This window comes from Prescottella defluvii, assembly GCF_000738775.1.
Taxonomy (GTDB): Bacteria; Actinomycetota; Actinomycetes; order Mycobacteriales; family Mycobacteriaceae; genus Prescottella; species Prescottella defluvii.
Genome location: NZ_JPOC01000075.1, coordinates 23,584 through 36,554, shown reverse-complemented (window position 1 = coordinate 36,554; position 12,971 = coordinate 23,584). Strand labels below are relative to the sequence as shown.

Sequence of the window (12,971 nt, the reverse complement as noted above, 5' to 3'; positions counted from 1 at the left end):
CAGCCACCGGGGTCACCGGGGGTGCGGTCGGCGGAGTCTTCGGTGCGGCCGGGGGCACCTTGGGCGGCGCGGTGGCCGTCGGGCCCTGGCTGAAGTTGAATCCGCCACCCGCTTGATAGCCGCCCGAACGATCCTTCGGCTGCTCCGTCAGCTCGGGCTTCTCGGGCGGCGCGGCGAGGCTGACGCGGCGGCGCCGGGCCACGATCAGGCCGACGACGAGCGCCACGACGAGGACGGCCAGTACGGCCGCTATTGCTATCCAGGCTCCGGTAGTCACACCGCTATCCTGTCAGGCCGCGCGGGGCTGTGAAGTTTCCGGGCGACACAGCCCCGCGTGGCCGGTGCCCTACAGCAGTTCGGCGATTTCCTCGGCGATCTGTTCCGGGGTGACGGTCGGCTCGAAGCGGCGCAGAACCTCGCCGTCACGGCCGACGAGGAACTTCGTGAAGTTCCACTTCACTTCGTCGGTGCCGATCGCCTCGGGCCGCGTCTTGCTGACGTGCTCGAAGAGGAAACCGTGGTCGGGACCGAAGTCGCCGGGGGCCTGCGCACGCAGGTACCGGAACAGCGGGTGGGCGTCGTCGCCGTTGACCTCGAGCTTGGCGTACACCGGGAAGGTGACGTTGTAGTTGACGCTGCAGAACTGCTGGATCTCGGCGTCGTCGCCCGGTTCCTGGTCGCCGAACTGGTTGCACGGGAACCCGACGATCTGCAGACCCTTGTCCTGGTTGGCGCGGTGCAGCGCCTCGAGGCCCTCGTACTGCGGGGTGAGCCCGCACTTGCTGGCGACGTTGACGATCAGGAGCAGCTTGCCCTGGTGGGCGCTGAGGTCCTCGGTGGTGCCGTCCGCGGTCTGGACGGGGAAATTGTGGGCGTTCATCGGTTCTCCCATGTAGTCGAAGGTCGGCGTGCGGGATGCACGCACGCGGGTGTCGGTGCCGGAAATCATCCGGTCGTGAGGTCCTGACCGCGCAGCCGCTGCGAGATCACGGTGGTGATGCCGTCACCGCGCATGCTGACGCCGTACAGCGCGTCGGCGACCTCCATCGTCGGCTTCTGGTGCGTGATCACGATGAGCTGCGACTTCTCGCGCAACTGCTCGAACAGGCCGATCAGTCGGCGCAGGTTCGTGTCGTCGAGCGCGGCCTCGACCTCGTCCATGACGTAGAACGGCGACGGCCGGGCCCGGAAGATCGCCACGAGCATCGCGACCGCGGTGAGTGACTTCTCGCCACCGGACAGCAGCGACAGCCGCTTGACCTTCTTGCCGGGCGGCCGGGCCTCCACCTCGATGCCGGTGGTGAGCATGTCCGACGGGTCGGTCAGCACCAGTCGGCCCTCGCCGCCCGGGAACAGCTTCGCGAACACGTCGACGAACTCCCGCTCGACGTCGGCGTAGGCCTCGGCGAACAACTGCAGGATGCGGGCGTCGACGTCGGCGACCACGCCGAGCAGGTCCTTGCGCGCGTTCTTGACGTCCTCGAGCTGGGTGGAGAGGAAGGTGTAGCGCTCCTCGAGCGCCGCGAACTCCTCGAGCGCGAGCGGGTTGACCTTGCCGAGCGTGGCGAGGTCCTTCTCCGCCCGCTTCGCGCGGCGTTCCTGCGTCGCCCGGTCGTACGGCACCGGCGCGGGCCGGGTCACCTGCTCGCCGCGCTCGCGGGCCTGCTCGTATTCGGCGATCTCCAGTTCCGACGGCGGCAACGCCACGTCGGGCCCGTACTCGGCGATCAGGTCGTCGAGCGCGATCGCGTACTGCTCGAGGATCGTCTCCTCGAGCTGCTCGATCCGCAGCGCGGCCTGCGCGCGGGCCACCTCGTCGCGGTGGACGGCGTCGGTGAGCGACGCCATCTGGGCGGTGAGCTGCCGGACGCGTTCCTTGACGGCCTCGACCTGTTCGGTGTGTGCGGTGCGCAGGCGCGCGAGCTCGTCCCGGTGGGCGGCGGCAGCGGCCACGACCCGGTCGAGCCGGTCCGCGATCCGTCGACCGGCATCGGCCACGGCAGCGGCGACGGCCGCGGCGGTCTGCCGGGCCCGCAGCGCCCGCTCCGCCCGGGCCCGCGCCTCACGCTCGGTGTGGGCCGCGCGCCGCAGCGAATCCGCCTTGCCCCGAACCGCTTCCGCACGTTCCTCGGCGGTCCGCACCGACAGCCGGGCCTCCACCTCGACGGCGCGCACCTCGGTCAGCGCCGCCGCGGCCGCCTCCCGCTCGAAGGTGGTGGCATCGGGTCCCCCGGCGTCGGCCGGATCCCCGGCCGACTGTTCCGCCTCGGCCCGCCGTAACCGTTCCTCGAGCTCGGCGAGCGCCGCCAGCGTCTCCTCCCGGCCGGCCTCGGCTTTCAGGCGTTGCGCCACGAGTCGCTCGGATTCGGAGTGCGCGACGCGGACGACCTGCCCCAGCCTCCCCAACTGCTCGTAGACGGCGGACAGCGCGGTATCCGACTCGTGCAGCGCGGCCAGGGCCTGCTCGGCGATCTCGGCCCGGTCGGCCTGCTCGGCGAGCGCGCCGGCCAGCGCGGCGGCCAACTCCTCGGCGCGCCGCTCGGCGGACTCGAGCCCGGCCGTGGATGCATCGATCGCCGCCTGCACCTCGAGCGTGCTGGGGCGACGGTCCGAGCCGCCGGTGATCCAACCGGCGCCGACGAGGTCCCCGTCCCGGGTCACCGCGCGCACCGACGGCATCGTCTGTACCAGCGCGGTGGCGTCGTCCAGCGAGTCGACCACCGCGACACCGCCCAGCAGTGCCGTCATTCCCGCGCGCACCGACTCGGGACACTCGACGACGTCCGCGACCCACCTCGCCCCTCCGGGCAGTTCGGGTCGTGCTGTCCCGCTGGAGTTTTCGAGGGCGAACAGCACCGCGACCCGCCCACCGTCGGCGTCCTTGAGCGCCTGCACCGCACCGGTCGCGGCAGCAGCGGACTCCGCGACGATCGCATCGGCCGCCGGCCCCAGGACCGCGGCGACCGCGGCCTCGAATCCCGCATCGACCCGGATCAGTTCGGCGACCGCACCCGTCAGGCCCCGGTCGACGTGGTGCTCGAGCAGCCACGCGCCGCCGTCCTTGCGTTCGAGGCCCATCGAGAGCGCATCGATCCGAGCCTTCAGCGATGCCACTTCCTGGCCCGCAGTGCGCTCGGCCGACTGCAACTCGACGACCCGGTCGGTCACGAGATCCAGTGCCACGACGGCGCGTTCGTGGTGACCGTCCAGCCCCACCTCGCCCGCGTCGAGATCCCCGACCGTGGCCTCCACGGCGTCGAACTCGGCCTGCGCGGCATCCCCACGGTGGCGGGCCTCGCCGATCGCGACGTCCAGGCGCGCCACCTCCGCGTCGCCGGATTCGGCCCGCGTCCGGAGGGTGTCGACCTGCCCGGACAGCCGGGCCAGTCCTTCGCGCCGATCCGCGATCGCGCGGACCGCCGCGAGGTGCGCGCGCTCGGCGTCCGCGGCGGTCTCCTCCCGTTCGGCGAGTTGCTCGCGAGCCGCCTCCAGGGTGGCGCGCGCGATCTCGACCGCCGCGACGAGTTCGGCCTCCTCGTGCGCGATCCGCTCGGCGCGGGCCTCCATCTCGTCGGGATCCTGCCCGCGTCCCGCCTCCGGCTCGCTGTCCAGGTGCCGCGCGCGTTCCTGCGCGATCCGGATCGTCGCACTCACCCGTTCGGCCAACGCGGACAACTGGAACCACGTCTGACCGGCGGCCTCGGCCTGCGGTGCCAGCCGGGCGAGGGCCTGCTCGTGCCCGCCGAGTTCGGCGGTGGCCGCCTCGAGCGCGGCCTGCACCGTCTCCTGCTGCTGCCGGGCCAGCTTCTCGTCGTGCGTCTGGCTGGCGAGTTCGGTCCGGCGGGTGACCAGGTCGTCGGCCGCCAGGCGCAGGCGTGCGTCGCGCAGGTCTGCCTGGACGGTCTGTGCGCGTCGAGCGACCTCGGCCTGACGGCCGAGCGGCTTGAGCTGTCGGCGCAGTTCGGCGGTGAGGTCGGTCAGGCGCGCGAGGTTGGCCTGCATCGCGTCGAGCTTGCGGACCGCCTTCTCCTTACGCCGGCGATGCTTGAGGACACCCGCGGCCTCCTCGATGAAGGCACGTCGGTCCTCCGGCCGGGATTCCAGGATGGCGGACAACCGCCCCTGCCCGACGATGACGTGCATCTCACGCCCGATTCCCGAGTCGCTGAGCAGTTCCTGCACATCCATCAGCCGGCACGAATTGCCGTTGATCTCGTACTCGCCGGCGCCGTCGCGGAACATCCGCCGCGTGATGGACACCTCCGAGTACTCGATCGGCAAGGCGCCGTCCGAGTTGTCGATGGTGAGCGTCACCTCGGCGCGCCCCAGCGGCGCACGGCCCGCGGTGCCGGCGAAGATGACGTCCTGCATCTTGCCACCGCGCAGCGCCTTCGCGCCCTGCTCCCCCATCACCCAGGTGAGAGCGTCGACGACGTTGGACTTGCCCGAGCCGTTGGGTCCGACGACACACGTGATCCCCGGTTCGAACCGCAGAGTCGTGGCGGACGCGAAGGATTTGAAGCCCTTCAACGTCAGACTCTTCAGATGCATGACGGTCGACTCTACCGGCGGATCAGCGCTCGACGAACCCGGAAAGGCCCCCGCGTGCCGCACCGAAGTGCTCGACGACGAGCGTCACACTGCCCGGCGTCTGCCCCGACCGCAGGAGCACCAGCAGTCGCTCGAGCGCATCACGCGACCCCTCGGCGATGACGAGCACCCGGCCGTCGGCGTGATTGGTGGCATGGCCGGCCAGCCCCAGTTCGAGCGCCCGCGCCCGCGTCCACCATCGGAAGCCGACACCCTGGACGTAGCCGTGAACCCAGGCGGTGAGGCGTTCGATGTCGGCGGTCATGGCTGCCATTATCCGACGGGCGGGGTGAGCCTCCGGACGGTGCCGTCGAAGCCCACCGCATACAGGGCCGATTCCGCACCATGTCCCCCATGCTTCGGTCCGTCCCGAGCGGCGATCGTCGCAGGCGTCGAGCCTGTCGGGATCGGAATCGACCCGCACAACGCCGTCGAACCAGGACCTCGGATCGGTCCGAAGGCCTTGCCGAATGGTGGCGTGTTAGTGCAGACAAGAGACGCATATCCCAGTTGAGCACTGCCAGAGGGACTGCGGCTCGCCACCGCGCGTCCCGCCGCATCCCGAACCCAAACCCACTGCTCATCCGCGGGACCCGAATTCTAACCACCGGCCAGGAAGACATCTGCGACAGCAACCGCCAACGCCGACGCACAACCAACAGCGATACCGGCAAACTGCGGAGCTCCAGACCGGAGGTGTCGCACGAGGTAGCCGGCCCCGGCTCCCACCAATCCGATAGCGAGCACACCGCCAAAGATTGAAAACAACGTCATAAACGCGACCATGGTGACCGACGCTCCGATTGCAGCCCCTACGGAGTGGCCGGCGGTGCCGGCGACAGCTATGGGGAACTGCCACACCAGGGCTGTCAAGCCAGCCGCGACAGGTGCCGAGAGCACTGCGGAGCAGGCCCCTCCCCACAAGCTACGTTTTGAATTGGGCTGCATGGTTTGCCAGTGTGCCTCGTCCGTTTCGTAAGGTCGATCAGGTGTGAACATTTGCGCCGTAGTCGGTTTCAGTTCCACTTCCACCTGCCGCGTCGTTGCCCGAGCGAACCGACCGAGGTGTGGGCCGACGCCCTGTCGACCGACTCCAAGCTCAGGAGCCGGATACTCGAACACGTGACGCTTGACAGCACACGCCGGATCCCTCCGATCATGCCCGGATGTGCCAGCCACCTTCATTGACTCGAACATCAGTTCGAACTAAACTAGAGTCATGAATCCGGGGGGACTCAACGACACGGGCATCGCAGCCACCGCACTGCAATCCGACGACGTGCGCCTGCTCACCGAAATCACATTGCTGCAGAACACTCTCGAAGTCACCCGCGAGATCGAACGCCTCGAAGCATTGCGGGTCGCGATGGTCGCCGAGATCGACGAGCGTGTTGTCTCGTTCGACACCCTCGGGTTTCGGAGCGTCAAACAGTGGCTGGCGGCGAATTCACTGTTGGAAGTGTCCACAGCGGCACGGATCCTCGCGTTGGGCCGGATGCTCGGTCGGCAATCCGAGATCGCTGACGCCTTCAATGCGGGTGACATTTCGGCCGAGCATGCCGCCCTGATCGGAAAGTTTTGCGAGACACCGCCGCGCGGTATGCCGAACGAGGCGTTGGATTCGTGCCGGAAGGTGTTGCTGGACAGCGCCACCGGACCCGCGGCCACCACCATTTCCGTCCGCACCTGCATCTCCCGACTCGAGCGGATCTTCGAATCAGATGAACTGCCACCCAGTGAGGACACCGAGCGCAACGAATTCCACGCCTCGAAGACGTTGAACGGGCGCGTCGCCGTGAAGGGGGACCTCGATGCCGTCACCGGGGAGATGTTGCTGGCGGCACTGTCGTCGCTGACGAAGCCTCGCAACCCGATGGACGACGCCACAGGCGCCCGAACCCCGGCGCAACAGCGCGCGGACGCGTTCGCCGAGATCCTGCGCCGATACCTCGACTCCGGCAAAGCCCCCATCGAGGGCGGCGAGCGGCCCCACCTATCGCTGCACGTCAACGCCACCGACCTTGCCCGCAGCGAGTCGGCTCACGAGTGGGCGTATCCGGACGGAGAGTCGGACCTGTTCGGCGACAAGGACATCGCACGCATGCCCCACATGGGGCCACTGTCGATCGCGACCGCACGACGGCTCGCCTGCGACTGCCACCTCACCCCGATCCTCATGGACGATGGAGTGCCCCTGAGCCTGGGCCGCACCAGCAGAACCGTGTCGAAGAAACAGCGTCGAGCGTTGATCGCCCGCGACCACGGCTGCGCATTCCCCGGCTGCGGAGCACCACCCGCCCACTGCGAAGGCCACCACGTAAAGCACTGGGCCGACGGCGGACCCACTGACCTCGACAATCTCGTGATGCTCTGCCGCTACCACCACCAGCTACTGCATCACTCCCACTGGGAAGTGCGCATAGGCCCGGACAGAAAGCCGTGGTTCACACCACCCAGCACGGTCGACCCCTACAAGAAACCCATCCCCGCCAACGGGCGGGCAGGACCGCGCGCAGCGTAGGCGCCTTCGACGCCTACCGTCATCGGGTGACGGCAGGGGTCGACCAGGCGTGCGCTAGTCGCGCTTGATCGCCAACGTCACCTTGGTGCCGGCCTTGAGCGTGCGGCCGACGGTGCAGACCTTGTCGACCGAACGCTCGACGAGCGCGACGAGACGCTCCTGGGCCTCGGCGTCGAGTTCGCTGAGATCGAGTTCGAGGACCTCGTCGAGCTGGGGGTACACCTCGTTCTCGCGGTCGGCCGCGCCGGAGACGCGGATGGTCGCGTCGTAGTCGTCACCGAGACGGCGCGACAGCGGGAAGTCGGAGCTCATCCCGGAGCAGGCGGCCAGGGCGATCTTGAGGAGCTCACCGGGAGTGAAGACGCCCTCCACCGACTCCGATCCGATCAGGACCTCGGCGCCACGGGAACTGCGTCCGGTGTAGAGACGGGTTCCGGTGCGCTCGACCCAGAGTTCGGTGGTCGCGGGTGCGGGAGTCTGTTCAGCCATGAGTGGAGATCCTGCCATCCGCCGGTGCCTCGTCCCATACCTGGATGCCGGTTACCTCCGGAAGATCGTCACGGTGGAACGACGGATCCTTCCCGGCCGCACGCTGGCTGCTGTAGTGCTTGAAGAGCAGGAACGCCACGCCGGAGAGTGGCAGCAGCGCCGCGAGATTGACGGTCGCCATCACACCCATGACGAGGTCGGCCAGCGCCCACACGAGCGGCAGCGAACCGACTGCACCCGCGAACACACACACGACGACCAGCGCACGGAAACCGTTGAGGACGCGCCGGGACCCGGTGAGGAACTCGATGTTGGTCTCGCCGTAGTAGTAGTTGCCGATCACCGAGGTGAACGCGAGGAAGAAGATCGCGACGGTCAGGAAGTGCACGGTCCAGCCGCCGAGTTGCGCGCTCAGGGCGTTCTGGGTCAGCGACGCACCCGCCTTGGTGCCGTATTCGGGATTCGACAGCAGGATGATGAACGCCGTCGCGGTGCATACCAGCAGGGTGTCGAAGTACACGCCGAGACTCTGGACCAGACCCTGCTTGACGGGGTGCGACACCGCGGCGGTGGCGCCCGCGTTCGGCGCCGAGCCCATGCCCGCCTCGTTCGAGAACAGGCCGCGGCGGATGCCGTTCATGAACGCTGCCGCGAATCCGCCGCTGACCACCTCGCTGATGCCGAAGGCGTTCTCGACGATGAGCCGGAACATGCCGGGCACCTCGGTGATGTTGAGCGCCACCACGATCAGAGCGAGCACCAGGTACCCACCCGCGACCACCGGCACCACCACCTGCGAGACCGACGAGATCCGGCGGACGCCACCGAAGATGACCGCCGCGGTGAGTGCCGCGACGACCAGACCGACGGCCACCGCGATGCCGCGGCCGTCCGAGTCCAACGAGGTCGACACCGCGTCGACGATCGAGTTCGTCTGCACCGCGTTGAAGACGAAGCCGTACGTCACGGTGATCACGACCGCGAAGATGACACCCATCCATCGGCGACGAAGCCCGTACAACATGTAGTAGGCCGGTCCGCCGTGGAATCCGCCGTCCTTGTCGCGAACCTTGTAGACCTGCGCGAGTGTGGACTCGATGAAGGCACTGGCGGCGCCGATGAGCGCCATCACCCACATCCAGAAGACCGCGCCCGGCCCACCGACGCTGATCGCGATCGCGACACCGGCGATGTTGCCCGTGCCCACACGGGATGCCGCGGAGATCGAGAAGGCGCGGAACGCCGAGATCCCTGTGCGCCCGTCGGGCAGCGTCTCGGCCGGCTCCGTCACCGACCGCAGCATGTCCGGCAGCAACCGCACCTGGACGAATCGGGAGCGAACGGTGAAGTACAGCCCCAATCCGACGAGGAGTGCGATCACGACGTACCAGTACGCGTCGTTGATCTCGGTGACGGCATCGACAAGAGAGTCCACCCTGGGACTATGAAGGACGACCGCCCCTGGCGCCAGTTCGAAACCGACCGGTAGTGCTACTCCTGGAACCGGTACCCCATCCCGGTCTCGGTCAGCAGGTGCCGCGGCTTCGACGGATCGGCCTCGAGCTTGCGTCTCAACTGGGCAAGGTAGACCCGCAGGTAGTGGGTTTCGGTGGCGTACGCCGGACCCCACACCTCGCGCAGCAGTTCCTTCTGCCCCACGAGCTTGCCCTTGTTCCGGACGAGCATCTCGAGCATCCCCCACTCGGTGGGGGTCAGGTGTACCTCGGCCCCGTCCCGCGTGACCCGCTTCGCGGCGAGGTCGACGGTGAACGAGTCGGTGACCACCACCGGTTCACTCGTCTCCGCCGCGGCCGCACCCCGCCGAACCGCGGCCCGGAGACGGGCGAGGAACTCGTCCATGCCGAACGGTTTGGTGACGTAGTCGTCGGCGCCGGCGTCGAGCGCCTCCACCTTGTCCGACGAATCCGTCCGCGCCGACAACACGATGACCGGCGCCGTGCACCAGCCCCGCAGTCCGGCCAGGACCTCGATGCCGTCCATGTCGGGCAGACCGAGATCGAGCACCACCACCTCCGGGTGCCGCTCGGCCGCCGCCCGCAGGGCCGCCGCCCCGGTCGAGGCGGTCGTGACCTCGTAGCCGCGCACACTGAGGTTGATCCGCAGCGCGCGCAGAATCTGTGGCTCGTCGTCGACCACCAGCACCCGCGTCATCGGGTCCCTCTCACGTCGTCGGCACCCGCAGGTGCCGCATCCAGCTCGACGACCATCGTCAGGCCACCGCCCGGGGTGTCCGTCACGCCGACGGTGCCTCCCATCGCTTCCACGAATCCCTTGACCACCGACAAACCGAGCCCCACTCCTATCGTGTTGTCCCGATCGCCCATCCGCTGGAAGGCGTCGAACACCTGATCCTCCGTACCGCGCGCCAGGCCGGGTCCGGTGTCGGCGACGGTGATCGTCATCCGGTCGCCGACGCGTGCGGCACCGATCCGGACGGGCTCGTCGGGCGCATAGCGCAACGCGTTGTCGACGAGGTTCGCCAGGACACGCTCGAGCAGGCCGGCGTCGGCCATCACGGCGGCGCCGCCCACCTCGACCTTCACCTGGTCGCGCACCCGCCGGGCCGAGCCGGGCCCGCCGAACCCGGCGCCGACGAGCGCCCGGTGCACCACCTCGTCGAGGTACACCCGCCGCAGCGTCGGCTTCACGACACCGGCCGCGAGCCGCGACGAGTCGAGCAGGTTCCCGACGAGCGCGGTGAGCTGATCCGTCGACTCCTCGACGGTGGCCAGCAGTTCCGCGGTGTCCTCCGGGGAGAACTCGACGTCGTCGCTGCGCAGGCTCGACACCGCGGCCTTCACGGCGGCGAGCGGAGTGCGCAGGTCGTGGCTGACCGCCGACAGCAGGGAGCGGCGCAACCGGTCGGCCTCCGCGAGGGCGTTCGCGCGGCTGGCCTCCTCGGCCAGTTCCCGCTGCCGGATCAGGCCCACCGCCTGGTTGGCCACGGCACCGAGCACCTTCCGGTCCCGGGCACCGAGTTCACCGCCCGCGAGCAGCAGCGTGTACTCGCCGTCGCCCGCCTCGCACGCGGTGCCCGCCTCGTCGACGGTGCTCGGCGCGGACGCACCCGCCGAACTGATCACACCCTCGCCCCGCCGGATGACGCTGACACCGGTCTGCGCGTACGTTTCCCGGACCTTCTCGAGCAGCGCCGGGAGGTCCGCGCCGCGCAGCACCGACCCCGCGAACAGGGCCAGCAACTCGGCCTCCTGCGATGCCCGGCGCGCCTCCCGGGCCCGTTTGGCGGCGGCGTCGACCAGCACGGCGACGGCGACCGCCACGACCAGCAGCACGATGGTGGTGATGAAGTTGTCGGGCTGCGCGATCGTGAAGCTGTAGAGCGGTGCGGTGAAGAAGTAGTTGAGCAGGAGCCCGGAGATGAGGGCCGACAGGATCGCCGGCCCCACACCGCCGAGCAACGCGACGGCGAGGACCACGACGAAGAACAGGGCGTTCTGGCCGCCGACCCCGGCGAAGCGGTCGATCACCCCCATCAGGACGGCCGCGAGGCTGGGCACGACCACCGCCGCGAGCCACGACACCAGGCGACGCTCGCCACGCCCCAGGATCGAGATCCGGTGCCGGGTCGCGGCCTCGTCGTGCGTGACCATGTGGACGTCGATCTTCCCGGACTGCTGGACGATCGACGCGCCGATCCCCTCGTCGAGGATGCGGGCCCACCGGGAGCGCCGGGAGGTTCCGATCACCAACTGGGTCGCGTTGACCTCGCGGGCGAACTCGAGCAGCGTCGTGGGGACATCGTCACCGACGACGCTGTGGAGGCTCGCGCCGATACTCCCGGCCAGCTTGCGCACCCGGCCCATCTCGGCGGCGGCGACGCCCTCGAGGCCGTCGCCGCGCACGACGTGCACGACCATCAACTCGGCGCTGGCCCTGCTCGCGATGCGGCTCGCCCGCCGGACCAGTGTCTCCGACTCGGGGCCACCGGTGACGGCGACGACCACCCGCTCGCGCGCCTCCCACGTGTCGGTGATCTTGTTCTCGGCGCGGTACTTCGCGAGCGCCGCATCCACCTGATCGGCCACCCACAGCAGCGCGAGTTCGCGCAGCGCCGTGAGGTTTCCACGCCGGAAGTAGTTCCCCAGCGCCGCATCGACCTTCTCCGCGGCGTAGACGTTCCCGTGGGAAAGCCTGCGCCGCAACGCCTCCGGAGTGATGTCCACGAGCTCGACCTGGGTGGCGGCGCGGACCACCTCGTCGGGGACGGTCTCCTGTTGGATCACGCCGGTGATCTGTTGGACGACGTCGTTGAGGCTCTCGAGATGCTGGACGTTGAGCGTCGAGAGCACGTCGATACCGGCGTCGAGCAGTTCGTAGACGTCCTGCCAGCGCTTCTCGTTGCGACTGCCCGGGGTGTTGGTGTGCGCGAGTTCGTCCACCAGGACCACCGCCGGGCGCCGGGCGAGCACCGCCTCGACGTCGAGTTCGGGCATCGCGGTGCCGCGATACTCGACGTACTTGGGCGCGATTATCTCGAGGCCCGCGAGTTGCTCGGCGGTGCGGGCGCGGCCGTGGGTCTCCACCACGGCCGCGACCACGTCCCCACCCCGTTCGAGGCGCCGCTGCGCCTCGCCGAGCATCGCGTAGGTCTTGCCGACGCCCGGCGCCGCACCGAGATAGATCCGCAACTCACCACGGCGCGGGGCGCGGTGCTGCTCGGGACTGCTCACAACGCCATCATTCACCCGCGGAGGTCGCATTGCATCCAGGTGCGGTCAGTCCGAGCGCGAGGTTGAGCTCGAGCACGTTCACGCGTTCGGCACCGAGGAAGCCGAGTTGACGGCCCTCGGTGTGCTCCGCGACGAGGTCGCGGACGCGCTCCACACTCAGACCGTTCACCGCCGCGACCCGTCCGACCTGCAGTTCCGCGTACGCGGGCGAGATGTGCGGGTCCACACCGGAGCCCGAACCGGTCACGGCGTCCACCGGGACGTCCTGCGGCGCCACGCCCTCCCGCTCGGCGATCGCGGCGCGGCGGGCGTCGACGAACCCGGCGAGCACATCGCTGCTGGGCCCCTGGTTGCTCGGCAGCGCCGCCGCCGGGTCACCGGTCGCGAAGGGATCGCCGGCCGCGACCGAGCCGACGACCCGGTTGTGGAAGAACGGATCCGGTTCGCCCGCCGGCACCTGCGGGTCCACCCCGATCCAGCGACTGCCGACGACGCAGCCCGACGAGTCGGACACCGGCGAGCCCTCCGCCGATCCCGAACTGATCCGCCCGACACCCCACACCGCCGCCGGGTACAGCACCCCGAGAACCACGGTGAGCGCCAGCAACACCAGCAGTCCCGCCCACACCTGCTTGAGAAAACCGATACCGAATCGCATT

General features: G+C 69.3%; 9 protein-coding genes and 1 pseudogene. 1 reads left to right on the top strand and 9 read right to left on the bottom strand.

Features of this window, described 5'->3' with window-relative positions:
- The 4 genes and pseudogenes from IJ15_RS24965 to IJ15_RS0122685 form a co-directional block, all read right to left on the bottom strand.
- Positions 1-277: pseudogene (locus IJ15_RS24965) on the bottom strand (signal recognition particle-docking protein FtsY); the annotation flags it as partial.
- A gap of 69 nt (positions 278-346) precedes the next feature.
- Positions 347-880 carry a glutathione peroxidase gene (locus tag IJ15_RS0122695; protein WP_031940624.1) on the bottom strand — a complete coding sequence of 178 codons (534 nt, stop codon included), beginning with the start codon at positions 878-880 and terminating at the stop codon, positions 347-349.
- 65 nt (positions 881-945) lie between these two features.
- Positions 946-4,551: a chromosome segregation protein SMC gene (smc, locus tag IJ15_RS0122690; RefSeq protein WP_031940623.1), complete on the bottom strand. Its 3,606-nt coding sequence runs from the start codon at positions 4,549-4,551 to the stop codon at positions 946-948.
- Between the two features lie 22 nt (positions 4,552-4,573).
- Positions 4,574-4,855, bottom strand: a complete 282-nt coding sequence (locus IJ15_RS0122685) for an acylphosphatase (protein WP_031940622.1) — start codon at positions 4,853-4,855, stop codon at positions 4,574-4,576.
- Between the two features lie 954 nt (positions 4,856-5,809).
- Between IJ15_RS0122685 and IJ15_RS0122680 the strand changes: the two genes are divergently transcribed.
- On the top strand, positions 5,810-7,111 hold the full coding sequence (locus IJ15_RS0122680) for an HNH endonuclease signature motif containing protein (protein ID WP_031940621.1): 1,302 nt from the start codon (positions 5,810-5,812) through the stop codon (positions 7,109-7,111).
- 54 nt (positions 7,112-7,165) lie between these two features.
- Here the strand turns inward: IJ15_RS0122680 and IJ15_RS0122675 are convergent, their stop codons facing one another.
- From IJ15_RS0122675 to IJ15_RS0122655, 5 genes are read right to left on the bottom strand one after another with little or no spacing between them, the layout of a single operon-like run.
- Positions 7,166-7,600, bottom strand: coding sequence for an OsmC family protein (locus IJ15_RS0122675; RefSeq protein WP_031940620.1), 435 nt, complete (start codon positions 7,598-7,600; stop codon positions 7,166-7,168).
- Entirely contained in the window at positions 7,593-9,035 is a 1,443-nt protein-coding gene (locus tag IJ15_RS0122670) for an alanine/glycine:cation symporter family protein (protein ID WP_031940619.1), read from the bottom strand. Before IJ15_RS0122670 ends, IJ15_RS0122675 begins: the two co-directional genes overlap by 8 nt.
- Positions 9,036-9,091: 56 nt before the next feature.
- Positions 9,092-9,772, bottom strand: coding sequence for a response regulator (locus tag IJ15_RS0122665; RefSeq protein ID WP_031940618.1), 681 nt, complete (start codon positions 9,770-9,772; stop codon positions 9,092-9,094).
- Complete coding sequence (locus tag IJ15_RS0122660) at positions 9,769-12,342, bottom strand: sensor histidine kinase (protein WP_051919505.1); 2,574 nt, start codon at positions 12,340-12,342, stop codon at positions 9,769-9,771. Before IJ15_RS0122660 ends, IJ15_RS0122665 begins: the two co-directional genes overlap by 4 nt.
- Complete coding sequence (locus tag IJ15_RS0122655) at positions 12,320-12,970, bottom strand: potassium-transporting ATPase subunit C (protein WP_031940616.1); 651 nt, start codon at positions 12,968-12,970, stop codon at positions 12,320-12,322. Before IJ15_RS0122655 ends, IJ15_RS0122660 begins: the two co-directional genes overlap by 23 nt.
- Position 12,971 lies beyond the last annotated feature (1 nt).